The 24,557-nt window shown below is 69.2% G+C and carries 23 protein-coding genes and 2 pseudogenes; 15 read left to right on the forward strand and 10 right to left on the reverse strand.

Annotated features, from left to right (window positions below):
- Window positions 1–8: 8 nt before the first annotated feature.
- Together H9L41_RS18670 and H9L41_RS18675 are read left to right on the forward strand one after the other, a co-directional pair.
- On the forward strand, window positions 9–581 hold the full coding sequence (locus H9L41_RS18670; protein WP_157461875.1) for a TetR/AcrR family transcriptional regulator: 573 nt from the start codon (window positions 9–11) through the stop codon (window positions 579–581).
- Window positions 582–797: 216 nt separating this feature from the next.
- Window positions 798–1,565, forward strand: coding sequence for an SDR family NAD(P)-dependent oxidoreductase (locus H9L41_RS18675; RefSeq protein WP_028445132.1), 768 nt, complete (start codon window positions 798–800; stop codon window positions 1,563–1,565).
- A 266-nt stretch (window positions 1,566–1,831) separates the two neighbouring features.
- On the opposite strand, the gene erpA is transcribed toward H9L41_RS18675, so the two are convergent.
- The 6 genes from erpA to rplM form a co-directional block, all read right to left on the reverse strand.
- Window positions 1,832–2,164, reverse strand: coding sequence for an iron-sulfur cluster insertion protein ErpA (erpA, locus tag H9L41_RS18680; RefSeq protein WP_211236824.1), 333 nt, complete (start codon window positions 2,162–2,164; stop codon window positions 1,832–1,834).
- A gap of 125 nt (window positions 2,165–2,289) precedes the next feature.
- Window positions 2,290–2,748, reverse strand: coding sequence for a bactofilin family protein (locus H9L41_RS18685; protein ID WP_051318777.1), 459 nt, complete (start codon window positions 2,746–2,748; stop codon window positions 2,290–2,292).
- Between the two features lie 3 nt (window positions 2,749–2,751).
- Window positions 2,752–3,474: a DUF6776 family protein gene (locus H9L41_RS18690; RefSeq protein ID WP_028445130.1), complete on the reverse strand. Its 723-nt coding sequence runs from the start codon at window positions 3,472–3,474 to the stop codon at window positions 2,752–2,754.
- Window positions 3,471–4,499: an N-acetyl-gamma-glutamyl-phosphate reductase gene (gene argC, locus H9L41_RS18695; RefSeq protein WP_028445129.1), complete on the reverse strand. Its 1,029-nt coding sequence runs from the start codon at window positions 4,497–4,499 to the stop codon at window positions 3,471–3,473. Before argC ends, H9L41_RS18690 begins: the two co-directional genes overlap by 4 nt.
- 169 nt (window positions 4,500–4,668) lie before the next feature.
- Window positions 4,669–5,061, reverse strand: a complete 393-nt coding sequence (gene rpsI, locus H9L41_RS18700; RefSeq protein WP_028445128.1) for a 30S ribosomal protein S9 — start codon at window positions 5,059–5,061, stop codon at window positions 4,669–4,671.
- 25 nt (window positions 5,062–5,086) lie between these two features.
- A complete protein-coding gene (gene rplM, locus H9L41_RS18705) occupies window positions 5,087–5,515 on the reverse strand; it encodes a 50S ribosomal protein L13 (RefSeq protein WP_028445127.1) in 429 nt (142 codons plus the stop codon).
- A gap of 492 nt (window positions 5,516–6,007) precedes the next feature.
- Here rplM and H9L41_RS18710 point away from each other — a divergent pair, with 492 nt between their 5' ends.
- Window positions 6,008–6,424: an OsmC family protein gene (locus tag H9L41_RS18710; RefSeq protein WP_028445126.1), complete on the forward strand. Its 417-nt coding sequence runs from the start codon at window positions 6,008–6,010 to the stop codon at window positions 6,422–6,424.
- 198 nt (window positions 6,425–6,622) lie between these two features.
- Here H9L41_RS18710 and H9L41_RS25135 read toward each other — a convergent pair.
- Window positions 6,623–7,789, reverse strand: a pseudogene (locus tag H9L41_RS25135) (MFS transporter); the annotation flags it as partial.
- Between the two features lie 387 nt (window positions 7,790–8,176).
- Window positions 8,177–8,794 (reverse strand): 2-polyprenyl-3-methyl-6-methoxy-1,4-benzoquinone monooxygenase, encoded by a 618-nt coding sequence (coq7, locus tag H9L41_RS18715; RefSeq protein ID WP_034606141.1) that lies wholly within the window; start codon window positions 8,792–8,794, stop codon window positions 8,177–8,179.
- A gap of 227 nt (window positions 8,795–9,021) precedes the next feature.
- On the opposite strand from coq7, the gene H9L41_RS18720 reads away from it, so the two are divergent.
- The 4 genes and pseudogenes from H9L41_RS18720 (at window position 9,022) to H9L41_RS18735 (ending at window position 11,634) form a co-directional block, all read left to right on the forward strand.
- The gene (locus H9L41_RS18720) at window positions 9,022–9,642 is read left to right on the forward strand and encodes a peptidylprolyl isomerase (RefSeq protein WP_051318775.1); all 621 of its coding nucleotides are present in this window, start codon (window positions 9,022–9,024) and stop codon (window positions 9,640–9,642) included.
- 28 nt (window positions 9,643–9,670) lie between these two features.
- Window positions 9,671–10,164 (forward strand): annotated as a pseudogene (locus tag H9L41_RS18725) (peptidylprolyl isomerase).
- 60 nt (window positions 10,165–10,224) lie between these two features.
- Window positions 10,225–10,971 carry a UDP-2,3-diacylglucosamine diphosphatase gene (locus H9L41_RS18730; RefSeq protein ID WP_051318774.1) on the forward strand — a complete coding sequence of 249 codons (747 nt, stop codon included), beginning with the start codon at window positions 10,225–10,227 and terminating at the stop codon, window positions 10,969–10,971.
- Window positions 10,972–11,142: 171 nt separating this feature from the next.
- Window positions 11,143–11,634 carry a hypothetical protein gene (locus tag H9L41_RS18735; protein ID WP_028445123.1) on the forward strand — a complete coding sequence of 164 codons (492 nt, stop codon included), beginning with the start codon at window positions 11,143–11,145 and terminating at the stop codon, window positions 11,632–11,634.
- 203 nt (window positions 11,635–11,837) lie between these two features.
- Here the strand turns inward: H9L41_RS18735 and H9L41_RS18740 are convergent, their stop codons facing one another.
- Complete coding sequence (locus H9L41_RS18740) at window positions 11,838–12,563, reverse strand: (Fe-S)-binding protein (RefSeq protein WP_028445122.1); 726 nt, start codon at window positions 12,561–12,563, stop codon at window positions 11,838–11,840.
- Between the two features lie 302 nt (window positions 12,564–12,865).
- On the opposite strand from H9L41_RS18740, the gene H9L41_RS18745 reads away from it, so the two are divergent.
- The 6 genes from H9L41_RS18745 to H9L41_RS18770 all read left to right on the forward strand — a co-directional run bounded on the left by H9L41_RS18745 (window position 12,866) and on the right by H9L41_RS18770 (window position 21,139).
- A complete protein-coding gene (locus tag H9L41_RS18745; protein WP_028445121.1) occupies window positions 12,866–14,317 on the forward strand; it encodes an FAD-linked oxidase C-terminal domain-containing protein in 1,452 nt (483 codons plus the stop codon).
- Between the two features lie 61 nt (window positions 14,318–14,378).
- Window positions 14,379–15,368, forward strand: coding sequence for a glycolate oxidase subunit GlcE (gene glcE / locus H9L41_RS18750; RefSeq protein ID WP_265583839.1), 990 nt, complete (start codon window positions 14,379–14,381; stop codon window positions 15,366–15,368).
- A 3-nt stretch (window positions 15,369–15,371) separates the two neighbouring features.
- Window positions 15,372–16,583 (forward strand): glycolate oxidase subunit GlcF, encoded by a 1,212-nt coding sequence (gene glcF, locus H9L41_RS18755; protein WP_028445119.1) that lies wholly within the window; start codon window positions 15,372–15,374, stop codon window positions 16,581–16,583.
- A gap of 376 nt (window positions 16,584–16,959) precedes the next feature.
- The gene (locus H9L41_RS18760) at window positions 16,960–17,733 is read left to right on the forward strand and encodes an ATP-binding cassette domain-containing protein (RefSeq protein WP_051318773.1); all 774 of its coding nucleotides are present in this window, start codon (window positions 16,960–16,962) and stop codon (window positions 17,731–17,733) included.
- A gap of 324 nt (window positions 17,734–18,057) precedes the next feature.
- Window positions 18,058–18,666 carry a glutathione S-transferase gene (locus tag H9L41_RS18765; protein WP_028445118.1) on the forward strand — a complete coding sequence of 203 codons (609 nt, stop codon included), beginning with the start codon at window positions 18,058–18,060 and terminating at the stop codon, window positions 18,664–18,666.
- Between the two features lie 211 nt (window positions 18,667–18,877).
- A complete protein-coding gene (locus H9L41_RS18770) occupies window positions 18,878–21,139 on the forward strand; it encodes an arginine/lysine/ornithine decarboxylase (protein WP_028445117.1) in 2,262 nt (753 codons plus the stop codon).
- Between the two features lie 271 nt (window positions 21,140–21,410).
- Here H9L41_RS18770 and H9L41_RS18775 read toward each other — a convergent pair whose 3' ends face one another.
- Entirely contained in the window at window positions 21,411–22,292 is an 882-nt protein-coding gene (locus tag H9L41_RS18775; protein ID WP_028445116.1) for a LysR family transcriptional regulator, read from the reverse strand.
- A 121-nt stretch (window positions 22,293–22,413) separates the two neighbouring features.
- On the opposite strand from H9L41_RS18775, the gene htpX reads away from it, so the two are divergent.
- Both htpX and H9L41_RS18785 read left to right on the forward strand, forming a co-directional pair.
- Window positions 22,414–23,292: a protease HtpX gene (htpX, locus tag H9L41_RS18780; RefSeq protein ID WP_028445115.1), complete on the forward strand. Its 879-nt coding sequence runs from the start codon at window positions 22,414–22,416 to the stop codon at window positions 23,290–23,292.
- Between the two features lie 181 nt (window positions 23,293–23,473).
- The gene (locus tag H9L41_RS18785; RefSeq protein WP_034606135.1) at window positions 23,474–24,433 is read left to right on the forward strand and encodes a TerC family protein; all 960 of its coding nucleotides are present in this window, start codon (window positions 23,474–23,476) and stop codon (window positions 24,431–24,433) included.
- The last annotated feature ends 124 nt before the right edge of the window (window positions 24,434–24,557 follow it).

The following is a 24,557-nucleotide window of genomic DNA, read 5'->3' on the forward strand; positions in this document are numbered from 1 at the left end:
AAAAAGTCATGACCACTCAAGAAGAGAAGACACGCCGGGCCGAACTCATCACGGCGGCCAGCCGGCTGTTCAAGGAACAGGGATACGAGCGGACGACGGTGCGGGACCTGGCCCAGGCGGTGGGCATGCAGTCGGGCAGCCTGTTCTATCACTTCCGCACCAAGGAAGAGATGCTGGTGGCGGTGATGGCGGCCGGCATCGGCGACCTGACCGACCGGCTCGAGGACGCGCTGGCCGCGGCCAAGACGCCGCTGGATCGGCTGCGCACGGTGTTCCGCGTCCACCTCGACACCCTGCTGGGCGACGACAAGGGCGCGCTGTCGGTCCTGCTGTACGAGTGGCCGAGCCTGTCGGACAAGGCGCGCACCGAGCTGATCAAGCTGCGCGACGCCTACGAGCGCGACTGGCAGCAGGTGCTCGACGAAGCCGCCGCGGCCGGCCTGGTGCACCAGGACACCCGGCTGCTGCGCAAGCTGCTGCTGGGCGGCCTGCACTGGACCATCATGTGGTACCGCCGTGACGGCAGCCAGTCGCCGAGCGAGCTGGCCGACCGCATGCTGGACCTGGTACTGAAGAAGTAGGCAGCGCAGCGCGCATCGCACCGCAAGGGCCCGTCATCCGATGGGCCCTTGTCGTTCCGGCCGGCGGAAGAGGCCGGCGGAGTACAATCGGCGCCGCAGGCCGGCCCAGGCCGCCATGCCCCCATCGCGGCGGCCGCCCCACGAAGGCGGCGCCGATCCCGCGCGCAGCGCGGACTCTTTCCACAGAACCGTTCCACGAGAACAGGAGACGACACGATGCAACTCAAGGACAGCGTATTTCTGGTCAGCGGCGGCGCCTCGGGCCTCGGCGCCGCGGTGGCGCGCATGGCGGTGGCGGCCGGCGGCCGGGTCGTGATCGCCGACCGCAACGCCGATGCCGGCGAGGCGCTGGCGGCCGAGCTCGGCGCCAATGCGGCCTTCGCCCGCGCCGACGTCACCGACGAGGCGGCCTGCCGTGCCGCCGTGGCGCTGGCCGGCGAGCGTTTCGGCCGGCTCGACGCGCTGGTCAACTGTGCCGGCGTGGTCCATGGCGAAAAGGTGGTCGGCAAGGAAGCCGCCCACCTGCTCGACAGCTTCAAGCGCGTGATCGACGTCAACCTGGTCGGCAGCTTCAACCTGCTGCGGCTGGCCGCCGAGGCGATGAGCAAGCAGGCGCCGCATCCGACCGGCGAGCGCGGCGTGGTCATCAACACCGCCTCGGTGGCGGCCTTCGACGGCCAGATCGGCCAGTGCGCCTACAGCGCCTCCAAGGCCGGCATCGTCGGCATGACCCTGCCGGCCGCGCGCGAGCTGGCGCGCTTCGGCATCCGCGTGATGACCATCGCCCCCGGCATCTTCAAGACGCCGATGATGGCCGGCCTGCCGCAGGAAGTGCAGGACAGCCTCGGCGCCTCGATCCCCTTCCCTTCGCGCATGGGCGAGCCGGCCGAATACGCCGACCTGGTGGCGGCCATCGTCGGCAACCCGATGCTGAACGGCGAGGTGATCCGCCTCGACGGCGCGCTGCGGATGGCGCCGAAGTAAGGCCCAGGACGCCCTGCCCGCCTCAGGCAAAACGAAACGCCCCGGCATGCCGGGGCGTTCTGTTTTTCCGGCGCACAGAGGCCGAGCGCGACGGATACCCATGCAGGAGCGGCTTTAGCCGCGAAAGCGCGCCACGCATTTCCACCATTCGCGGCCGAAGCCGCTCCTGCAGGCAGTGCTGCGAACGGCTGGCGCGTCCCGGAATGCAAAACCGGCCTGAGCAGGCCGGTTCGGACAATCGCGGCGCAATACGCGCCGTATTGCGGTCAGGCCGAGAACGATGAGCCGCAGCCGCAGGTCGAGGTCGCGTTCGGGTTCTTGATGGTGAACTGCGAGCCCTCGATGCTCTCGACGTAGTCGATCTCGGCGCCGACCAGGTACTGGTAGCTCATCGGATCGATCAGCAGCGTCACGCCGTTCTTGGTGTAGGCCGAGTCGTCGTCGTTGGCGATCTCGTCGAAGGTGAAGCCGTACTGGAAGCCCGAGCAGCCGCCGCCGGTCACGAAGACGCGCAGCTTCAGGTCGGGATTGCCTTCTTCGGCGATCAGGTCGGCCACCTTGGCGGCGGCGTTGTCGGTGAACACGAAGGGCGTGGCCATATCGGGGGCGTTCATGGGGGACTCCAGACGATTCAATGATTTAGGCGCGATTATCCGCGCTTCGGTGGCGCTTGTTAACCCTTTCGGCGAAAGGGTCTGCGGCCTGGTCAGCTATGTATATGGGGTCAGCGCTCGGTGGATTCAACCGGCGGCAGCTCGGCGCGCGGCTTGTTGTCCTTGTCCTTGGCCTTCGGCGGCGGCAGCGCGGCGGCCTTGCCCTCGCCGGCGGCGATATGGATCAGCTGGCCGGCCACCACCGCGCCCGGGTGCATCTCCAGCGTGGTGTAGTGGACGTCGCCGTTGACGCGGCATTTCGACTGCAGCTCGAGGTACTGGCTGGCATGGATCGGCCCTTCGACCGTGCCGTTGAGCACCAGGTGGGCCACGCGCACGGTGCCCTTGATGCGGGCCTTCTCGCTCACCACCAGGGTGCTCGGCTTGTTGTCGAGCGCGGTCACGTTGCCGACGATCTCGCCGTCGACGCGCAGACCGCCGGTGAACAGCATGTCGCCCTCGATGCGGGTTTCCAGCCCGATCAGGCTGTCGATGCGGTTGGTCGCCTTCTGCTTGTTGCTACCGAACACGGGTCATCCTTTCACGTCGTAGATGCGGGAGAGCCGGGCGCGCGCCTCGCCGGAGCCGTACACGCGCAGCTCCACCTGGCGGAGCTTGGCATCGGCCGGCAGTTCGGTCTCGCGCTCGATGCGGGTGAAGCGCGACACGGTCAGCGGCAGGCGCGGCTGCGGCCAGTTCAGGGTCTCGCGATGGCCGCCGCGCTCGGTCACCAGGCGGAAATCGATCTCGCCCTTGAAGGCCTCCTGGCTCGACTGCCCCTGCACCAGGATCGCCCGCAGGCGGTAGCGACCCGGACCGACCGGCTCGACGCGGAACATCTCGACCGCCAGTGCCGGCGCCCGGTCGGTCTTGGTCAACAGCGATTCGTAAAAGGCGATCTGCTCGCGCAGGCTGCCATTGTCGCCTTGCAGTTGCTGGATCTGGCGCGCCAAGGTCTCGCGCGTGGCGGTCTCCAGCCGGATCTGCTGCTCCATGCCGGCCGCCCGCTGGCGTGCTTCGGCCAGGTCGGCGGCGAGCCGGCTCGCCTCGACCGAGGCGCCCTGGACGGCCAGCAGCGCATTGGGATCGCGCCGGCCCTCGTGCTCGCCGTAGCGGTAGATGCCGAAACCGAGCGCCGCCAGCACCAGCGCCAGCAGGAAGGCCAGGCCGATGCGCGCATACCAGGGCAGGTGGCGCTTGACCGCGAGCCGCGCGGTCGCCAGGTGGTTGCCGCGGCGTTTCCAGCGCCCGATCACGGCAGCAGCGGCACCACGTCGAGGCCCTGCCCCTCGGGCAGGCCGAACAGCAGGTTCATGTTCTGGATCGCCTGGCCGGCCGCGCCCTTGACCAGGTTGTCGATCGCCGACAGCACCACTACGGTGTCGCCGCCCTGCGGACGGTGCACCGCGATGCGGCAGGTGTTGGCGCCGCGCACCGAACGCGTCTCGGGCGTGCTGCCGGCCGGCAGCACGTCGACGAAGCGCTCATTGGCATAGCGCTGTTCGAACAGCGCCTGCACGTCGACGTCGCGCGTGAGACGGGCATAGAGGGTGGCGTGGATGCCGCGGATCATCGGCGTCAGGTGCGGCACGAAGGTCAGCCCGACCGGCGCGCCCGCCATGCGGGCCAGACCCTGGCGGATCTCGGGCAGGTGGCGGTGGCCGCCGACGCCGTAGGCCTTGAAGTTGTCGCCGGCCTCGCACATCAGCGTATGCACCTCGGCCTTGCGGCCGGCGCCGGACACGCCGGACTTGCAGTCGGCGATCAGACCCGACAGCTCGACCACGCCTGCCTCGACCAGCGGCAGGTAGCCGAGCTGCACCGCGGTCGGATAGCAGCCCGGGTTGGCGATCAGGCGCGCGTTACGGATCTGCTCGCGGTTGACCTCGGGCAGGCCGTAGACCGCATCGGCCACCAGGCGCGGCGAGGCGTGCGACATGCCGTACCACTTCTCCCACTCGGCGACGTCCTTGATGCGGAAGTCCGCCGCCAGGTCGATCACCTTCACGCCGGCCGCCAGAAGCGCCTCGGCCTCGCCCATGGCGATCCCGTTCGGAGTGGCGAAGAACACCACGTCGCACTGCTCGAGCGCAGCCTCGGCCGGTGTCGCAAATGCCAGGTCGACGTGGCCGCGCAGGCTGGGAAACATTTCGGCCACCGGCATGCCGGCTTCCTTGCGCGAGGTGATCGCCTTGAGCTCCACTCCGCCATGACGCGCCAGCAGGCGCATCAGTTCGACGCCGGTGTAGCCCGTGCCGCCGACGATGCCGACCTTGACCATGCCCAGTTTCCCTTGTGTAGAAATGACAAAGAAGCGCGATGATACAACGATTCGCCGATCCGCCCGCGCACGCATCCATGACAGATGGATGGAGAAAAGCAAAAAGGCCGCCAGCGATGCTGGCGACCTCTTCCGGCTTGCGCCGACGTACTCGAACGAATCTTGCGACTTAGCGCTTCGAGAACTGCTTGGCGCGGCGGGCCTTGCGCAGACCGACCTTCTTACGCTCGACTTCACGGGCATCGCGGGTCACGAAGCCGGCGCTCGACAGTGCGGGCTTGAGCGCGGCGTCGAATTCGATCAGCGCGCGGGTGATGCCGTGGCGCAGGGCGCCGGCCTGGCCGGTTTCGCCACCGCCGGTCACGTTGACCAGGATGTCGAAGGCTTCGAGGTTCTCGGTCAGCGCCAGCGGCTGACGCACGACCATGCGGCCGGTTTCGCGCGAGAAGTACTCGTCGAGCGGCTTGCCGTTGACGACGATCTTGCCGTTGCCCTTGGTCAGGAACACGCGAGCCACCGAGCTCTTGCGGCGACCGGTACCGTAGTAATACTTGCCAACCATGTTGATTGTCCTTGTCTCTTATCGATTAGATATCAAGGACTTGCGGCTTTTGCGCAGCGTGCGGATGCTCGGCGCTAGCGTAGACCTTGAGTTTCTTGATCATGGCGTAACCGAGCGGGCCCTTGGGCAGCATGCCCTTGACGGCCTTCTCGATCAGACGCTCGGGGAAGCGTTCCTGCATTTCGGTGAAGGAGCGCTCGTAGATACCACCCGGGTAGCCCGAGTGACGGAAATATTTCTTTTGCTGGGCCTTGTCACCGGTCACGCGCAGCTTGCCTGCGTTGACGACCACGATGAAATCACCGGTGTCGACGTGAGGGGTGTAGATGGCTTTGTGCTTGCCACGCAGGCGTTGGGCGATTTCAGCGGCGAGGCGGCCGAGCACCTTGTCGGTGGCATCGACCACAAACCAGTCGCGCTGAACCTCGTGCGGCTTGGCGGAGAAGGTCTTCATACGGCTCTTCCAGATTCGTTCGATTTACGGAAAGTCGCGCATTCTATTTGAAAAAACAAAGGGCTGTCAAACCGCCATTCGTCATGCGCGGCAATGCCGCCTCGCACCGTGCGCCGAGCCTTCCTGGGCCTCGCGCAGGCCGCCCGCGGGAATGGGCAAAAAAAAGCGCAAGCCGTTGGGGCTTGCGCGTAATTCCACCAAAGAAGGAGGATGGAGGAGACAACATCAAAGCACACACATTGCGTGCGCAGCCTCAATGCAGTTCGTATGCTACGCGAAACTTACGGCTGCCGCAAGTGCTTTTTTGTGCAGTGCGCCATAAATCTGCTGAACCGGAATAAAGTTACATCGAAAAGTCGCTCAAATCGGCATTTTCCCGGCCCAGGGCTACAGATCCGTAACTTCCGACCCAATGTCATGGTTCGCTGATGCCGCAATGCGGCAATATCGGACCTTTCCCGCCACCCTTCATATCTATCTAAGGAGCAAGCGATGCGTGCACGCATCAAGTGGATCGAGAACGTCAGCTTCCTGGCCCAGAGCGAGTCGGGCCACTCGGTGCTGCTCGACGGCGCACCGGCCGCCGGCGGCCAGAACCTCGGCCCGCGGCCGATGGAGATGGTGCTGATGGGCACCGGCGGCTGTACTGCCTTCGACGTGGTCAGCATCCTGCGCAAGGGTCGCGCCGACGTGGTCGACGTCGACGTGCAGCTCGAGGCCGAGCGCGCCGAGACCGAGCCCAAGGTATTCACCCGCATCCACATGCACTTCGTGGTCAAGGGCCGCAATCTGAAGCCCGAGCAGGTCAAGCGCGCGATCGACCTGTCGGCCGAGAAGTACTGCTCGGCCTCGATCATGCTGGGCAAGACGGCCGAGATCAGCCACGACTTCGAGATCGTCGAAGCCTGATCCGCGCATCAAACACGACAGGGCCGCCGCGCAGGCGGTCTTTTTCATATCGTCAATCCACCAGCGCGGACGCCCCTCCCGACGCTCCACCGGCTCCAGTGCCGGCTGCTCTTCTCGATGGGCCGGCAGGGTGATCAGAAGCCGGGCCGGCGAGCGCTTGAGCGCGTGCCAGGCCAGCACGACGGCGAGCAGCCCGATGGTGGCGATCGCGCCGCGCAGGCCGAGCGCCGTCGCCAGCACGCCGCCGGCCAGTGCCCCGAACGGGGCCGGCGCCACGGTGAGGAAGCGCATGGTGGCGATCATGCGGCCCAGCAGCGCATCGGGCGTGATCGCAGCGCGCGCGGCCAGGTAGTGGATCGAAAACAGCGTCGTGCCGAAGCCGAACAGTCCCTGGCACAGGCTGAACCACAGCATCGGCGTCGCGCTGCCGGCCGGGATGGCGGCGAAGCCGAGCCAGGCCAGCGCGGTGGCGACGAAACCCCAGCCCACCATCGGGCCGACGCCGCGCCAGGCGCCGAGCCGCTCCGCGCTCAGCGCCGCCAGCAGGCTGCCGGCCCCGCCGAGCATGTAGGCCGCGCCCATCCGCGCCGCGTCGAGGCCGAGCTCGCGGGTGGCGAACAGCACCAGCGCCGCGGCCAGCATATGGCTGAGCAGCTGCCACAGCGCGGTCTGGATGGCGAAGGCGCGCAGTACCGGCAGGTCGCGCACCAGCCGCAGTCCTTCCTTGATCTCGTGCCACACCGACACGCTGGCGGCGCGCGGCAGCGGCGCCGGCTCGATTGCACGGATGCGCGTCAGGATGAAGGCCGAGACCAGGAAACTGAACGCGTCGAACAGGATGGCGACCGGCGCCGTCAGCCAATGGATCAGCATGCCGGCCAGCCCCGGTGCGCAGACCTGGGCGGTCGAGCCGGTGGTCATGAACTTGCTGTGCGCCTCGACCAGCCGGCCCTTGCCGATCAGCGTGGCGACATAGCTCTGGTGCGCAGAGCCGCCGATCACCTCGCCGGTGAGGCAGACGAAGCCGACCGCCCACAGCACCGGCATGCCGAGCCAGCCGCCCCAGGCGGCCAGCGGCACCACCAGCAGCGCGGCGGCGCACAAGAGATCGCGCCCCAGCATCAGCGGCATGCGCCGGGCGCGGTCGATCAATACGCCGGCGTGCAGGCTGAACAGCGCGAACGGCAGCACCTCGATGGCGGTCAGCACGCCCATCTGCATCGGCGTGGCTTCGAGCAGGATGGCCGCGGTCAGCGGCAGCGCGAGCAGCGTGATATAGGAGCCGAAGTCGGAAATCCCCTGCGCGAGCCACAGGCGCAGAAAGTCGGGATGCCGCCACAGCCCGTCGAAACGGAAGCGGAACATGGGAAGCCTTTGTTCTGGTCGGGTCCGTCCCGCTGCCGGGTCGACTGACGTTGCCTACGCGCAATAGGACGCGGATGCCGTTCACGATACAAGCGGCGGGCGGACCTGTTGATTTAAGTATTGGGTGGGTTAGAGCCGCGATTTCGACCGGTCTGAGCGCCTAGCCCGCGAGCCACGAAGCGCAAACGAGCGTCAGCGAGGCTCCCTCTGGCCCACCCCGCAAAGTCTCTAACTATTGCGGGGACCCCGGGGCGGCGAGGGCGGGGCGAGTCGGGTTGAATCGGAGCGCCGCTCTACGAGCGCGCTCCAATCGCAAGCGCACGGCTTTGCCGGGCGCCTGCTCCACCGCTTACCTTTACGCGGACGCTTGCAAGCTTATGCCAGGCGCTACATGCGGTACGACAGCGTCGTCATCACCTTGGACATCGCCCGCATGGCGGACTTGACCGGCGGCGGCAACTCAGCGGCGCCCAGCGCCACGGCGGTCTCGGCGTGCGCGGTCTCGTCGGCGTGCATCTGCGTGACGATGGCGCGGCTCTTGGCGTCATCCGCCGGCAAGCTGCCGAGATGGCTTTCGAGGTGTTCGCCGACCTGGCGCTCGGTCTCGGCCAGGAAGCCGAGATTCCAGCGGTCGCCGATCAGCCCGGCCGTGACGCCCAGCGCCAGCGAACCGGCGTACCACAGGGGATTGAGCACGCTCTTGCGACCGCCGAGCTCGCCGATGCGGCGCTCGGTCCACGCAAGATGCTCGACCTCCTCGTGGGCCGCCGCGCGCAGCGACTCGCGCGTACGCGCATCGCGCGCGGTCAGCGCCTGGCCCTGGTAGAGCGCCTGGGCACAGACCTCGCCGCAGTGGTTGACCCGCATCAGGCCGGCCGCATGCCGCTTCTGCCCGGCATCGAGCTCGGCCTCGTCGAGCCGCGCGTCGGGATGCGGACGCACGCTGGCAGCCGGCGCGAACACGGTACGCAGGGCGCGATCGAATTCGGTAATCAGCTTGTCCATGGGTCTTCTCCCGACGTGGATTTGGAGGGACGGCCATTCTAGAGCCTGTCGCGGCCGCCTGTCGTGGGCGATTTCGCGCCGCCGGCTCCCCGCGCGTCGCCATGCCGGCCGTCGCATGCCGTGGCCGGGACCGCATCGCCATGACCGATACTGGTGTCTGATCCGACGGGCGAGGCCGGCCATGGGCCGTGCTAACATCGCCGCCGATTCCAAGCCGGAGGATGCAAATGAAGCGACTGTGTTTGAGCCTGATCGCACTGCTGGCCATGCCCGCCGTGCTGGCCGCCAACCCGCTGGTGCGGCTGTCGACCAATCTGGGCGACATCGACGTCGAGCTCTATCCCGACAAGGCGCCCAAAAGCGTCGAGAACTTCCTCAAGTACGTGAAGAAGGGCCATTACAACGGCACCATCTTCCACCGCGTGATCCCGGGCTTCGTCGCCCAGGGCGGCGGCTTCACCCCAGACATGCAGGAAAAGCCGACCGAGGCGCCGATCCAGAACGAAGCCAAGAACGGCCTCTCCAACGTCACGGGCACGCTGGCGATGGCGCGCACCATGGAGCCGCACTCGGCCAATGCGCAGTTCTTCATCAACCTGGTCGACAACACCCGCCTCGACTACCGCGAGGAAAGCCCGCGCGGCTGGGGCTACGCGGTGTTCGGCAAGGTGGTGCGCGGCATGGACGTGGTGCAGAAGATCGCCGCCGAGCCGACCGGCATGGCCAACGGCATGTCGGACGTGCCGAACAAGCCGATCCTGATCACGCTCGCCAAGCCCATCCCCGATACCCGCATCGCCAAGCCGGCCAAGCCCGTCCCGGCCCCGGCGCCCCAACCGGCGCAATAGTCGCCAGCGCTACGAGAAAGGACTCCCCATGCGCGTCAACCTCACCACCAACCACGGCCTGATCGGCATCGAGCTCGACGAGGCCAAGGCGCCGAAGACGGTGGCCAACTTCGTCGAATACGTGAAATCCGGCCATTACGACGGCACCATCTTCCACCGCGTGATCGACGGCTTCATGGTGCAGGGCGGCGGCTTCGCCCCGGCATGAACCAGAAGCCGACCCGCGACCCGGTCGAGAACGAGGCTGCCAACGGCCTGAAGAACGAGCAGTACACCGTCGCCATGGCCCGTACGCCCGATCCGCACTCGGCCAGCGCGCAGTTCTTCATCAACGTCGCCAACAACCACTTCCTGAACTACACCTCCGCCACGCCGCAGGGCTTCGGCTACTGCGTGTTCGGCAAGGTGGTCGAGGGCACCGAGGTGGTCGACGCGATCAAGGGCGTGAAGACCGGCTCCAAGGGCTTCCATCAGGACGTGCCGAACGAGGACGTCGTGATCGAGAAGGCCGAGCTGGCCTGATCGGCCTCCATTTCGACCTACGGCGCGGGCATCCGCGCCGTTTTGCATTGCGGCGCCGCCATGACCCGACCCCTGCTGTTCGCTTCCGACCTGCACCTGTCCGATTCCGATCCGGCCACCCGGGCCGCCTTCGCCGAATTCCTGCACGGCCCGGCGCGGCAGGCGGCCGCGCTCTACTTGCTGGGCGACATCTTCGAATACTGGGCCGGCGACGACGACGACGATCCGTTCAACGCCGGCGTGGCGGCCGAGCTGCGGGCGCTGGCCGAGGCCGGCACCGCTGTCCACCTGATGCACGGCAACCGCGATTTCCTGCTCGGCCCGGCCTTCGCCGCCGCCGCCGGCGCGACGCTGCTGGCCGACCCGACCCTGGTCGAGATCGGCGGCCGGCGCCTTTTGCTGAGCCACGGCGACGCGCTGTGCACCGACGACGCCGCCTACCAGCAGTTCCGCGCCACCGTGCGCCAGCCGGCCTGGCAGGCCGCCTTCCTGGCCCGGCCGCTCGGCGAGCGGCGCGCCGAGATCGCCCGCATCCGCGCCGCCAGCGAGATGGCCAAGCGCGAAAAGGCGCTCGACATCATGGACGTGAACCCCTACGCGGTGACCACGCTGCTGGCGCAATACCCGGGCGCCCACCTGATCCACGGCCATACCCACCGGCCGGCCATGCACCATCATGAGGTGCAGCATGGACGGCGCGAGCGCTGGGTGTTGCCGGATTGGTACGGCGGCACCGGCGGTTACCTGGAGGCCGACCAGGACGGCCTGCGCTTCGTCGGCATCAATCAGGACGCGGCCTGGGGCTGATCCGCCGCGTCACGCCATCGTCATTATTCACGTTCGGCCGATTGACTTGTCCGCGCAGCGGCCTAGACTGCGCGCCTTAGTGCGGTGCACCATGCACTTACAAAGTGCTGATTTCACGTCGCTTCCAGCCGGTAGGCGAGTGAAAGGACAAGCTCTCCAACGGGAACTACGATGAACGCCCCTACCGCCGCTTGGGCCTTACCGAGGCTCGACCAGCATCTGGAATTCCTCAACGAAGGCGCCGACCTGGCCAACCGCAACCTCGAGCGGCTGATCTCGACCCAGTACGACGGCTGCCGCGACTGGTTCCGCGCCGTGTCGGGCGAAGCCGATCCGGCCGAACGGCTCGAGCAGCACGTCGACCAGAGCCTGCAGCTCGGTTGCGCGCTGTTCGTGGCGCAGGTGTCGGCGCTGACCGACGCGATGCATCTGGTCGAGCGCACCTGGGCCGAGCAGCAGCGCAGCCTGCTGGCCGGCCTCAACGGCCAGCCCGAGGCGGTCGGCCAGCCGATCAAGCGCGCGCTGTGCGTCAGCGGCTGCGCCTACGACTCGATGTCCAAGGCCACGCGCCAGGTCGCCAACTTCGCCAGCAACCGCTTCGCCGCGGCGGCCGTCAGCGCCTACCAGCAGGCAAGAGACAAACTGGCTGAAACGACCAGCTAGTGGAGGCAGAGCCTGCTGACGATCCCCGGAAGCGGTACTCGGCGGATCGTCGGCACAGGCCAAGTCTCACCGCAGAGGACGCGAAGGACGCGGCGGGTTGAGCGGTTTCTGATTGCTCGTCGCGGCAGGCTCGCCTCTCTCCGCGTCCTCTGCGGTGAAAGTGTTTGCATTGACCCCATCACACCACCGTTCACCGTAGCGCGTCAGCGCTCGGCACGGCCGGTCAGCACCTCGGCGAAATGCACCAGCCGGGTGCGTTTATCGCCACGAGCGCGCAGCCGGCCTTCGAGGTGCAGCAGGCAACCGAGGTCGCCGGCGATCAGCGTGTCGGCGCCGGTCGCGGCCAGCGCCGCGCATTTCTTGTCGGCGATCGCGCACGAAATCTCCGGATACTTGGCCGCGAAGCTGCCGCCGAAGCCGCAGCACTGCTCGGCCTCGGCCATCTCGCGCAATTCCAGCCCCTCCACTTGCGCCAGCAGCGCGCGCGGCTGCGCCTTGACGCCGAGCTCGCGCAAACCGGCGCAGCCGTCGTGGTAGCTCGCCGTGGCCGCGAGCCGCGCGGCCGGGCGGTAGTCGAGCACCGTGACCAGGAAGTCGGCGAGCTCGTGGACCTTGGCGGCGAACGCGTCCACGCGCCCGGGCGCCAGATCGCCGCCCGCCAGCAGCGCGCCGTAGTGGCGCCGCATCATGCCGGCGCAGGAACCCGACGGCAGCACCACGTAATCGCAATCTTCGAAGCGTTCGATCGCCTGGATCGCCAGCCGCCGCGCCAGCGCGCGCTCGCCGCCGTTGTAGGCCGGCTGGCCGCAGCAGCTCTGCTCGGGCACCACCACCTCGCAACCGGCCGCTTCCAGCAGCTCGAGCGCCGCCATCGCCACGCCGGGGCGCAGCAGGTCGGCCAGGCAGCTTGCGTACAGTCCTACGCGCATCATTTTTCTCCCGCCCTTCGTCCCGTCCGCCACAGCCGCGCGGGGTTGATTGTAGGTCGGGCTTTATGCCCGACGGCGACCTTGATTGGCGGCGCGGTCGGGCATAAAGCCCGACCTACGAACCCATCAGCGGCCCGGTCCCCTCACACCTCACACCTCACACCTCACACCTCCCACGTTGTGGCGCATACCACACCGCAATGCAACGCCGCGCGGGTATTCCCCATTGGCCCGCCCCCGGCCGGTGGACTAGATTGCAAGATCGGCCGCACCACCCTCCGCGCCTTTCAAATCCATTCCCGATGTCCACCGACTTCCTCGCCCAACTGCGCACCCTGCTGCCCGCCGACGCGGTCATCGCCGATCGCGAGCGCCTGCGCGCCTTCGAGTGCGACGCGCTGTCGGCCTACCGCACGCTGCCGCTGGCCGTCGCGCTGCCCGGCAACGAGGCCGAGGCCGCCGCGGTGCTGCGGCTGGCGCATGCGCACGGCGTGCCGGTGGTGGCGCGCGGCTCGGGCACCGGGCTGTCGGGCGGCGCCATGCCGGTCGAAGGCGGCCTGCTGCTCGGGCTGAGCCGCATGAAGGCCATCGTGCAGATCGACGCGCTGGCGCGGCTGGCCCGCGTGCAGCCCGGCGTGCGCAACCAGGCGATCTCCGAGGCCGCCGCGCCCTACGGGCTGTACTACGCGCCCGATCCGTCGAGCCAGATCGCCTGCTCGATCGGCGGTAATGTGGCCGAGAACGCCGGCGGCATCCACTGCCTGAAATACGGGCTGACCGTGCACAACGTGCTCGGCCTGCGCGCGCTCACGGTCGAGGGCGAGCTGCTCGAACTCGGCGGCGCCACGCTCGATTCGCCAAGCGACGACCTCCTGAGCCTGCTGATCGGCAGCGAGGGCCTGCTGGCGGTGGTCACCGAGGTCACCGTCAAGCTGCTGCCGCGGCCGCAGCTGGCGCGGGTGATCCTGGCCAGCTTCCCGACCGTCGGCGCCGCCGCCGACGGCGTCGCCAGCCTGATCGCCGGAGGCCTGATCCCGGCCGCGCTGGAAATGATGGACCAGCCGACGGTGCGCGCGGTCGAGGACTTCCTGCGCGCCGGCTACCCGGTCGACGCCGCCGCGATGCTGCTGTGCGAGGCCGACGGCACGCCCGAGGAGGTCGCCGCCGACATCGAGCGGATGAGCGCGATCCTGCGCGCCGCCGGCGCCGACGGCCTGCGCGTGTCGCAGTCCGAGGCCGAGCGGCAGACCTTCTGGGCCGGCCGCAAGGCCGCCTTCCCGGCCGCCGCCAAGCTGTCGCCCGACTACTACTGCATGGACGGCAGCATCCCGCGCGCCGCCATCGGCCGGGTGCTCGAAGGCATCGCCGCGCTCGGCCGCGAACACGGCCTGGCCTGCATCAACGTGTTCCACGCCGGCGACGGCAACCTGCATCCGCTGATCCTGTTCGACGCCAACCAGCCCGGCCAGCTCGCCGCCGCCGAGCGCTACGGCACCGCCATCGCCGCGCTGTGCGTGGCCGAGGGCGGCGCGATCAGCGGCGAACACGGCATCGGCGTGGAAAAGCTCGACGCCATGTGCGCCCAGTTCAACGCGGCCGAGCTCGGCCGGTTCGCCGCGCTGAAGGCGGCGTTCGACCCGCGCGGCCTGCTCAATCCCGGCAAGCTGATCCCGACGCTGCACCGCTGCGCCGAATACGGCCGCATGCACGTGCACGGCGGCCAGCTGCCCCATCCCGACCTGCCAAGGTTCTGATGTCCGATTTCGTCCAGGATCTGCAAGCCCGCCTCCGCGCCGCCGCCGCCGCGGGCACCCCTTGGCGCTGCAGGGCAACGCCAGCAAGCTGGCCGGCCTGCCGCCGGTCATGGGCGAAGCGCTGACGCTGGCCGGCCATGCCGGCGTGATCGACTACGCGCCGAGCGAGCTGGTGGTCAGCGTGCGTGCCGGCACCCCGGTCGCCGAACTCGACGCGCTGCTGGCCGGCTCCAGCCAGATGCTGGCCAGCGAGCCGCCGACCTTCGGCGGCCGCGCGACGGTCGGGGGCGCGCTCGCCACCGGCTGGAGCGGCCCGCGCCGGCCCTGGGCCGGCAGCCTGCGCGACCACCTGCTCGGGCTGACGCTGGTCGACGGCCGCGGCGAGCTGCTGCGTTTCGGCGGCCGCGTGATGAAGAACGTGGCCGGCTTCGACGTCGCGCGCGCCTGCGTCGGCGGCCTGGGCCGCTTCGGCGCCATCGTCGAGGCCCACCTGCGGGTGCTGCCGCGGCCCGAGGCCGAGCAGGTGCTGGTGTTCGAACTGTCGCAGGCCGAGGCGATCCTGCGCGCCAACCAGTGGAGCGCGGCGCCGCTGCCGCTGTCGGGCGCCGCCTGGGCCGACGGCCTGCTGCGGCTGCGGCTGTCGGGCAACGCGGTGGCGGTCGCCGCGGCGGTCGAGCAGCTCGGCGGCGAGCCCGACCGCGACGGCCTGGCCTGGTTCGACGCGCTGCGCGGCCGCCGCAGGCCGCTGTTCGACCCGCCGCCGGCCGGCATGGCGCTGTACCGGCTGTCGCTGCCGCAGGCCACGCCGCCGCTGCTGGTCGGCTACCGCCAGTGGATCGACTGGGCCGGCGGCCTGCGCTGGCTGCACGCGCCGCTCGACGCCGCCGGCGTGGTGCAGGGCGCCGCCCGGCTGGCCGGCGGCCATGCCACCCGGCTGCATCCGCACGGACTGGCCGCGCCGGTGCCGGCCACCGTCGCGGCGATCCAGCACCGGCTGCGCGCGGCCTTCGACCCGGCCGGCATCCTCAACCGCCCCGCCGCGGAGCCCTGAACCGTGCAGACCCGCATCGCCCCTCCGTTCGCCGACAGCGCGGCCGGCCAGGACGCCGAGGCCATCCTGCGCCGCTGCGTGCACTGCGGCTTCTGCCTCGCCACCTGCCCGACCTACCAGTTGACCGGCAACGAGCTCGACAGCCCGCGCGGCCGCATCTACCTGATCAAGCAGCTGCTCGAAGGCCAACCGGTCGGCGCGCAGACCCGCCATCACCTCGACCGCTGCCTGACCTGCCGCGCCTGCGAGACCACCTGCCCGTCGGGCGTCGACTACCACCGGCTGGCCGACATCGGCCGCCACTGGCTCGAGGCGCAGCAGCCGCGGCCGCTGGCCGAACGCTTCCGGCGCGGCCTGCTCAAGCGCCTGCTGCGCAACCGGCCGCTGTTCGCCGGCACGGTGGCGCTGGGCCGGCTGGCGCGGCCCCTGCTGCCGGGCCTGACCGCCAGCCTGCCGGCGCGCGGCAACACCCGCCGGCCGGCCGCCGCCGAAGGCCTGGAACGCTGGCTGATCCTGGAGGGCTGCGTGCAGCCGTCGCTGGCGCCGTCGATCAACGCCGCCGCGGCGCGCGTGCTGGCGGCTTGCGGCATCGCGCTCGAACCGGTGCGCGGCTGCTGCGGCGCGGTGGCCTGGCACCTCAACGACGCCGAACGCGGCCGCGCCGACATGCGCCGGCTGGTCGAGGCCTGCGCGGCCGGCCTCGACCGCGGCGCTGCCGGCATCGTGTCGAGCGCCAGCGGCTGCGGCGCCACCGTCGCCGACTACGGCAAGCTGCTGGCCGACGAGCCGTGCGCGCATTCGGCCCAGCGGGTGGCGGCCGGCACGCGCGACCTGGCCGAGCTGGTCAGCGAGCGGCTCGACCGCCTGCTGCCGCGGCTGGCCCCGCCGGCCGAGCCGCGGCTGGCCTTCCACGCGCCATGCAGCCTGCAGCATGGCCTGCGCCGCCGGCCGCTGGTCGAGCGGATGCTGGAGCGGCTGGGCTACGTGCTGCTGCCGGTGGCCGACAGCCACCTGTGCTGCGGCTCGGCCGGCACCTATTCGATCCTGCAGCCGGCGCTGGCGCGGCAGCTGCGCAACGACAAGCTGGCCAAACTCGAGGCCGGCCAGCCGCCGGCGATCGCCACGGCCAACATCGGCTGCCAGACCCATCTGCAGGCCGGTACCGATACGCCGGTGCGGCATTGGATCGAGCTGGTGGCGGAACGCCTGCGCTAGCCTCGTGGATTTGCGCCGCGGTGTGACTTGCTGAGGCTGCGGCGCAGCCCCCGGCAAAGCCGGGGGTTGATGGAATGCGAGTGCTCGACCAGCGGCCAGCCCTGTTTCATCCCGACTCCCCCCGCCCTCGCCGCCGCGAGGGGGCCTCGCGGGCGCTCGTTCGCGCTCCGTTGCACCTACTGCCAGGCATGTCGCTGCGCTCTGCCGGTCGCCGGCGCCGCCGTAGTCGAGGGTTGCGTAGGAGCGGCTTCAGCCGCGAATCGTGGCTATCCCGCCATGGTCGTTCGCGGCTGAAGCCGCGCCTACATCGGCCGCGGAGCGGCGGCAGGCCTTCCGCGCTTGCCGCAACCCACCGTCCAGCCCCTAAGATGCGGCCATGCTCACCCTGTCCCAGCTCCAGCTCGACCGCGACGGCCGCCGCGTGCTCGACGGTTTCAGCGCCGACGCGCCGCAGCACCGGCTCACCGTGCTGCTCGGCCCCAACGGCGCCGGCAAGTCCAGCCTGCTGGCCGTGGCGGCCGGCGAACTGCGGCCGCAGGCCGGCCGCTGCAGCTTCGACGGCCTCGACCTGCTGGCGGCCGATGCCGCGACGCTGGCGCGCCGGCGCGCGCTGCTGCCGCAGTCGAGCACGCTCGAGTTCGATTTCAGCGTGCGCGAGGTGGCGCGGCTCGGCGGTACGCCTTTCCCCGACATCCCCGCCGCCGAGCTCGACGGCCTGATCGACAGCGTGCTGCGGCTGACCGACGCCGCCGCGCTGGCCGAGCGGCGCTACACCAGCCTGTCGGGCGGCGAGCGCCAGCGCGCCCAGCTCGCCCGCGTGCTGGTGCAGGCCTGCGCCGCCGCCGCGCGCGGGCCGGCGCTGCTGCTGCTCGACGAGCCGACCGCGGCGCTCGACCCGCGCCACCAGCACACCCTGCTGGCCGGCCTGCACGAACTGGTGCGCAAGCTGGCGCTGAGCGTGGTGGCCTGCCTGCACGACGTGAACCTGGCGCTGCACTACGCCGACCAGGCCTGGCTGCTCGACGGCGGCCGGCTGGCCGCCGCCGGCCCGCCGGCGGCGACGCTGACGCCGGAACGGCTCGAGCAGGTATTCCAGCTGCCGGCGCGGCGCGTCGGCGAGCTGATCGCCTTCGGCCTGCCGCGCGGCTGAGGCACGACCGCCCCCCGTAGGAGCGGCTTCAGCCGCGAATGGCAACGGTGGAATGACCAACGATTCGCGGCTGAAGCCGCTCCTACCCAAGGTGTCGGAAGCCGGTGCGATTACCCCTGCGTGGCGCGCCCGCCACAGCGCATTGCGCAGTGCAGCAAAGCGCTGCACACTGCGCGTCGCGGCCGCGTGCCGCCGGCCTTCCGCCGCTCGCCGCGGCGCAGGCCCGCCGGCCTGTTGGGGCGTCGAGACAGTACGAGCGTCCAACTGGCCGCGCCCCGCGCGCTTCAATAGAATCCCGTTTTCCCGCCCACGGTTGTCAATGCCATGAAGTTGATCGCCTCGCTGACCAGTCCCTACGCCCGCAAGGTACGCATCGTCCTGCACGAGAAGCGCATCGACTGCCCGCTGACGGTCGACATCCCGTGGAACGCCGACAGCCAGGTGCCGAACTTCAATCCGCTGGGCAAGGTACCGGTGCTGGTGCTCGACGACGGCTCGACGCTGTTCGACTCGCGCGTCATCGTCGACTACCTCGACCACCTCACGCCGGTGTCGCGGCTGGTGCCGAGCGAGCACCGCAAGGCGGTCCAGGTGAAGCGCTGGGAGGCGCTGGCCGACGGCATCTGCGACGCCGGCATCGCGGTGGTGCTAGAGCGCAAGCGGCCGGCCGCCAAGCAGGACGCCGACTGGATCGCGCGCCAGCTCGGCAAGGTCGAGGCCGGCCTCAAGATGCTGAGCGAGGACCTGGCCGAACGCAGCTGGTGCAATGGCGAAGGCTATACGCTGGCCGACATCGCGGTCGGCTGCTGCCTCGGCTACCTCGACCTGCGCTTCGCCGAGATCGACTGGCGCGGCCCCTACCCCAACCTGGCGAAATTCGCCGACAAGCTCGCGCAACGGCCGGCCTTCGCCGAGACCGTGCCGCAGGCTTGAGCGGACCCGCGACGAAGCGGCCTATCGACCGACCCGAGAACCCATGCGACGGGGCCGTATCCATACGCGATACGGCCCCGGTGCTTTTCCGGACCGGGGCTTCGCCCCGGCCGACCGCGGGCATCCGCCCCCGCCCGGGACGCGTCATGCGCGCGTCGCGTTTGAAACAGACAATGCAGCGGCCCCGCAAGCCGAATCTGGAGATTGCCCGATGAAATTCCGCTTCCCCGTCGTGATCATCGACGAAGACTTCCGCGCCGAGAATTCGAGCGGCCTCGGCATCCGCGCGCTGGCCAACGCCATCGAGCAGGAAGGCTTCGAGGTGCTGGGCGTGACCAGCTACGGCGACCTCACCGGCTTCGCCCAGCAGCAGAGCCGCGCCTCGAGCTTCATCCTGTCGATCGACGACGAGGAATTCATCGGCAGCGCGCCGGGCGAGGAGACCGCCGCGATCAAGAACCTGCGCGCCTTCGTCGAGGAGATCCGCTTCAAGAACGCCGACATCCCGATCTTCCTGTACGGCGAGACGCGCACCAGCCGCCATATCCCCAACGACGTGCTGCGCGAACTGCACGGCTTCATCCACATGTTCGAGGACACCCCCGAGTTCGTCGCCCGCTCGATCGTGCGCGAAGCCAAGCACTACCTCGACTCGCTGGCCCCGCCGTTCTTCCGCGCGCTGCTGCACTACGCCCAAGACGGCTCCTACAGCTGGCACTGCCCCGGCCACTCCGGCGGCGTCGCCTTCCTCAAGAGCCCGGTCGGCCAGATGTTCCACCAGTTCTTCGGCGAGAACATGCTGCGCGCCGACGTCTGCAACTCGGTCGACGAACTGGGCCAGCTGCTCGACCACACCGGCCCGGTGGCCGCCAGCGAGCGCAACGCCGCGCGCATCTTCGGCTCGGACCACCTGTTCTTCGTCACCAACGGCACCAGCACCAGCAACAAGATGGTGTGGCACGCCACCGTGGCGCCCGGCGACATCGTGGTGGTCGACCGCAACTGCCACAAGTCGATCCTGCACTCGATCATGATGTGCGGCGCGATCCCGGTGTTCCTGATGCCGACGCGCAACCACTTCGGCATCATCGGCCCGATCCCGCTGTCCGAATTCCAGCCCGACACCATCCGCCAGAAGATCGAGGCCAACCCCTTCGCCCGCGAGGCGCTGGAGAAACGGCCCGGCAACAAGCCGCGCATCCTCACCATCACCCAGTCGACCTACGACGGCGTGCTCTACAACGTCGAGATGATCAAGGACGTGCTGGGCGAGACCATCGACACCCTGCACTTCGACGAAGCCTGGCTGCCGCACGCGGCCTTCCACGACTTCTACCGCGACATGCACGCGATCGGCCGCGACCGGCCGCGTTCCAAGGACGCGATGGTGTTCGCCACCCAGAGCACCCACAAGCTGCTGGCCGGCCTGAGCCAGGCCTCGCAGATCCTGGTGCAGGAATCGCAGACGCGGCAGCTGGACCGCCACCGCTTCAACGAGGCCTACCTGATGCATACCTCGACCTCGCCGCAGTACTCGATCATCGCCAGCTGCGACGTGGCCGCCGCGATGATGGAGGCGCCCGGCGGCACCGCGCTGGTGGAGGAATCGATCGCCGAGGCGCTCGACTTCCGCCGTGCCATGCGCAAGGTCGACGACGAGTACGGCGATTCGTGGTGGTTCAAGGTCTGGGGCCCGGAATACCTGGCCGAGGAAGGCATCGGCGAGCGCTCCGACTGGGTGCTGCGCGCCGACGACCGCTGGCACGGCTTCGGCGGCCTGGTCGACGGCTTCAACATGCTCGACCCGATCAAGGCCACCATCATCACCCCGGGCCTCGACGTCGACGGCCGCTTCGACGAGACCGGCATCCCGGCCGCGATCCTGACCAAGTACCTGGCCGAGCACGGCATCATCGTCGAGAAGACCGGCCTCTACAGCTTCTTCATCATGTTCACCATCGGCATCACCAAGGGCCGCTGGAACACGCTGGTGACCGAGCTGCAGCAGTTCAAGGACGACTACGACAAGAACCAGCCGCTGTGGCGCGTGCTGCCCGAGTTCGTCGCCAGGCACCCGCGCTACGAGCGCGTCGGCCTGCGCGACCTGTGCCAGCAGATCCACGAGGTCTACCGCGCCGGCGACGTGGCGCGGCTGACCACCGAGATGTACCTGAGCGACATGGTGCCGGCGCTGAAGCCGTCCAAGGCCTTCAGCAAGATGGCCCACCGCGAGATCGAGCGCGTGCCGCTCGACCAGCTCGAGGGCCGCATCACCGCGATCCTGCTGACACCCTACCCGCCCGGCATCCCGCTGCTGATCCCCGGCGAGTGCTTCAACAAGACCATCGTCGACTACCTGCGCTTCGCCCGCGCCTTCAACGAGCGCTTCCCCGGCTTCGAGACCGACATCCACGGCCTGGTGAAGGACGAGCAGAGCGGCGATTACTACGTCGACTGCGTAGTCGGCGACTGAGCGGGGCCTGCGTCCCGGCGGCGCACGACGCGTCATGGACCCGTAGGAGCGGCTTCAGCCGCGAATGGCGTGGGCGAGACCTGCACCATTCGCGGCTGAAGCCGCTCCGACGCATTCGTACTCGCATCCTGGGCGGCGCCGCCCCGTAGGCCGGGCTTGACGCCCGACTGCGATCTTCATCGGCAGCGCTGTCGGGCATGAAGCCCGACCTACGACGGCCAATCCCCCAAGGCACGGCGCCGACAGTTCCTGTACTCGTCGGCACATCCGTCTAAGCCGCCTCCATCCCCATCAGCCGCGCCACCAGCGGATTGGCCAGCCGCGCCGCCGGCGCCACCGCGTAGTAGTCCTCGCTCAGCTCGGGCAGCTCGCGCACCAACTCGGCGCCGTATTGCGCCGCCAGCATGTCGGCCAGCACCGTGGCGGCCGGGAAGAAGCCGGCGCCGTTGCCGCCGAAGGTGGTGAGCAAGGCGCTGTCGTCGAATTCGCCGACGATCGGCGGCCGCAGCCCTTCGCTTTCCAGCCAGCGCTCCAGCCGCGCGCGCAGCGAGCTGCGCCGGCTCGGCAGCAGCAGCGGCGCCTGGCGCAGGTCGGCGCCGTGGCGCGCGCGCAGCGCGCCGGTGGCGAACAGGCCGATCGGGCTGGCCGCCACCCGCCGCGCCCGCAGCCGGTGCTGCAAGGCCGGGCCGAGATCGCGGTCGGACAGCACCACGTCGAGCTTGTGGCGCGACAGCGCCGACACCAGTTCGTCGAATTCGCCTTCATGGCAGGTCAGCCGCAGGTTCGGCGTCGATTCGACCAGCGGCGACAGCAGCTGCCAGGCCACCAGCTTGGGCACCGAATCGGCGATGCCGACCACCAGCCGCGCGGCCTGGCCGAGCTCGGGATCGGCCAGCACCTCCTGCAGCCGCTCGCCGAGCAGGAAGATCTCGTCGGCCAGCCGCAGCGCCTCGCGGCCGGCCTCGGTCAGCACCAGCCGCCGCCCTTCCTGGCGGAACAGCGCGCGGCCGAGGTCGCGTTCGAGCTTGGACAGCTGGCCGCTGATGGTCTGCGGGCTGACGTCGAGCCGTTCGGCCGCGCGCGCCACCCCACCCTCGTGCGCCACGGTCCAGAAGTAATGCAGGTGCTTATAGTTGAGTTCGGCCCGGGCCATCGCCAATCCATCGAAAAAATCGATCACTCCATCAGGATACGCTCGATTCTTTCAACGTATTCGATCGCTTAAGCTGCCGACGTTTCCACTTCCGGGCCTTTTCCCCGAGCGAGGACCTGCCATGAAACGCATCGTCTTGTTCCTGTTGACCAACCTGGCCGTGATGCTGGTGCTGTCGATCAGCGCCCGCCTGCTGGGCGTCGACCGCTTCCTCACCGCCAATGGCATGAACTTCGGCATGCTGCTGGCCTTCTCCGCGCTGATCGGCTTCGGCGGTTCCTTCATTTCGCTGCTGATGTCCAAGACCATGGCGAAGTGGAGCACCGGCGCCCAGGTCATCACCCAGCCGCGCAATGCCGACGAGGCCTGGCTGGTGTCGACCGTGCAGCAGCTGGCCACCCGCGCCAACCTGCCGATGCCCGAGGTCGCCATCTACGAGGGCGCGCCGAACGCCTTCGCCACCGGCGCCAGCAAGTCCAGCTCGCTGGTCGCCGTCTCGACCGGCCTGCTGCAGACCATGCGCCGGCGCGAGGTCGAGGCGGTGCTGGCGCACGAGGTGGCCCACATCGCCAACGGCGACATGGTGACGCTGACGCTGATCCAGGGCGTGGTGAACACCTTCGTGGTGTTCCTGTCGCGCGTGGCCGGCTACCTGGTCGACAGCTTCCTGCGCCGCAACGACGAGGAAAGCAGCGGCCCCGGCATCGGCTACATGATCGCCAGCTTCGTGTTCGAGATCGTGTTCGGCATCCTGGCCAGCGTGATCGTGATGTGGTTCTCGCGCCAGCGCGAATTCCGCGCCGACGCCGGCGCCGCCCGCCTCTTGGGCAACCCGGCGCCGATGATCGACGCGCTGCAGGTGCTCGGCGGCCGCGAGGCGGGCGAACTGCCGAAGAACATGGCCGCCTCGGGCATCAACGGCCGCGGCCTGGCCAGCTGGTTCAGCAGCCACCCGCCGATCGAGGCGCGCATCGCCGCGCTGCGCCAGGCGGCGCGCTGATCCGGTGCCGTAGGTCGGGTATTACACCCGACAGCGCCGCCGATCCGGGTCGCAGTCGGGCATAGAGCCCGACCTACCGATCGGCGCCGCATCTCCTCCCGCTGGCATGCCGACCATGCGTGCCAGCCGCCTCCAACCGCGGCGCCGGCCCCACGGCCGGCCCGCCAACCGGATTCCCAAGATGAACGTTTCACTCTGGATGTGGGGCCTCTTCGCCGCCGTGGTGGTGATCCTGCTGGTGCTCGACCTCGGCGTGCTCAACCGCAAGGACCACGAGATCGGCGTCAAGGAGAGCCTCAAGCTGTCGGCCTTCTACATCAGCGCCGGCCTCCTGTTCGGCGGCTGGGTCTGGTACGCGCTCGGCGCCCAGGCCGGCATGGACTACCTGACCGGCTTCCTGGTCGAGAAGAGCCTGTCGATGGACAACGTGTTCGTCATCAGCCTGATCTTCACCTACTTCGCCGTGCCGCGGCTCTACCAGCACCGCGTGCTGTTCTGGGGCATCCTCGGCGCCATCGTGATGCGCGGCGCGATGATCGGCCTCGGCGCCGCGCTGATCCACCAGTTCATGTGGGTGCTCTACCTGTTCGGCGCTTTCCTGGTGTTCACCGGCGTGAAGATGCTGTTCATGAAGGACGACGAGACCGACCTGGCCGACAACCGCATGCTGGCCTGGCTGCGCGGCCACCTGCGCGTCACGCCCGAGTTCCACGGCAAGCACTTCCTGGTCCGCGCCGACCATCCCAAGCAGCCCGGCCGCCAGGTCTGGTGGGCCACGCCGATGCTGCTGGCGCTGATCATGGTCGAGCTGACCGACCTGATCTTCGCGGTCGACAGCGTGCCGGCGATCTTCGCCATCACCACCGACACCTTCATCGTGTTCACCTCGAACATCTTCGCCATCCTCGGCCTGCGCGCGCTGTACTTCGCGCTGGCGGCCATGGTGCACCGCTTCCACTACCTCAAGTACGCGCTGGCGGTGGTGCTGGTGTTCATCGGCGTGAAGATCTTCCTGGTCAACCTGGCGATCAAGATTCCCTCGCCGGTCTCGCTCGGCGTGACCTTCGGCCTCCTGGCCGCCGGCGTCGGCTACTCGCTGTGGAAGACGCGCGGCGAGCCGATCCCGGAGGCCGGCCGCTGAGACGGAGGATGTCCGTCCACCGCCTCGGCCAGGTCGGACTTCAGTCCGACCTGCGGGCCCCTCGATCGACAGGGCGTGTCGGGTGTAAAACCCGACCGACCTGCCAGCATCCTTCTTCTCGATC

The organism is Chitinimonas koreensis, from assembly GCF_014353015.1.
In the GTDB taxonomy this organism is placed as follows: Bacteria; Pseudomonadota; Gammaproteobacteria; order Burkholderiales; family Chitinimonadaceae; genus Chitinimonas; species Chitinimonas koreensis.

Coding starts and splice junctions, on each gene's coding strand:
- H9L41_RS18670 (WP_157461875.1), top strand. CDS start 9: ATGACCACTCAAGAAGAGAAGACACGCCGGGCCGAACTCATCACGGCG.
- H9L41_RS18675 (WP_028445132.1), top strand. CDS start 798: ATGCAACTCAAGGACAGCGTATTTCTGGTCAGCGGCGGCGCCTCGGGC.
- erpA (WP_211236824.1), bottom strand. CDS start 2,164: ATGGCCACGCCCTTCGTGTTCACCGACAACGCCGCCGCCAAGGTGGCC.
- argC (WP_028445129.1), bottom strand. CDS start 4,499: ATGGTCAAGGTCGGCATCGTCGGCGGCACGGGCTACACCGGCGTCGAA.
- rpsI (WP_028445128.1), bottom strand. CDS start 5,061: ATGGTTGGCAAGTATTACTACGGTACCGGTCGCCGCAAGAGCTCGGTG.
- rplM (WP_028445127.1), bottom strand. CDS start 5,515: ATGAAGACCTTCTCCGCCAAGCCGCACGAGGTTCAGCGCGACTGGTTT.
- H9L41_RS18710 (WP_028445126.1), top strand. CDS start 6,008: ATGCGTGCACGCATCAAGTGGATCGAGAACGTCAGCTTCCTGGCCCAG.
- coq7 (WP_034606141.1), bottom strand. CDS start 8,794: ATGGACAAGCTGATTACCGAATTCGATCGCGCCCTGCGTACCGTGTTC.
- H9L41_RS18720 (WP_051318775.1), top strand. CDS start 9,022: ATGAAGCGACTGTGTTTGAGCCTGATCGCACTGCTGGCCATGCCCGCC.
- H9L41_RS18730 (WP_051318774.1), top strand. CDS start 10,225: ATGACCCGACCCCTGCTGTTCGCTTCCGACCTGCACCTGTCCGATTCC.
- H9L41_RS18735 (WP_028445123.1), top strand. CDS start 11,143: ATGAACGCCCCTACCGCCGCTTGGGCCTTACCGAGGCTCGACCAGCAT.
- H9L41_RS18740 (WP_028445122.1), bottom strand. CDS start 12,563: ATGCGCGTAGGACTGTACGCAAGCTGCCTGGCCGACCTGCTGCGCCCC.
- H9L41_RS18745 (WP_028445121.1), top strand. CDS start 12,866: ATGTCCACCGACTTCCTCGCCCAACTGCGCACCCTGCTGCCCGCCGAC.
- H9L41_RS18760 (WP_051318773.1), top strand. CDS start 16,960: ATGCTCACCCTGTCCCAGCTCCAGCTCGACCGCGACGGCCGCCGCGTG.
- H9L41_RS18765 (WP_028445118.1), top strand. CDS start 18,058: ATGAAGTTGATCGCCTCGCTGACCAGTCCCTACGCCCGCAAGGTACGC.
- H9L41_RS18770 (WP_028445117.1), top strand. CDS start 18,878: ATGAAATTCCGCTTCCCCGTCGTGATCATCGACGAAGACTTCCGCGCC.
- H9L41_RS18775 (WP_028445116.1), bottom strand. CDS start 22,292: ATGGCCCGGGCCGAACTCAACTATAAGCACCTGCATTACTTCTGGACC.
- htpX (WP_028445115.1), top strand. CDS start 22,414: ATGAAACGCATCGTCTTGTTCCTGTTGACCAACCTGGCCGTGATGCTG.
- H9L41_RS18785 (WP_034606135.1), top strand. CDS start 23,474: ATGAACGTTTCACTCTGGATGTGGGGCCTCTTCGCCGCCGTGGTGGTG.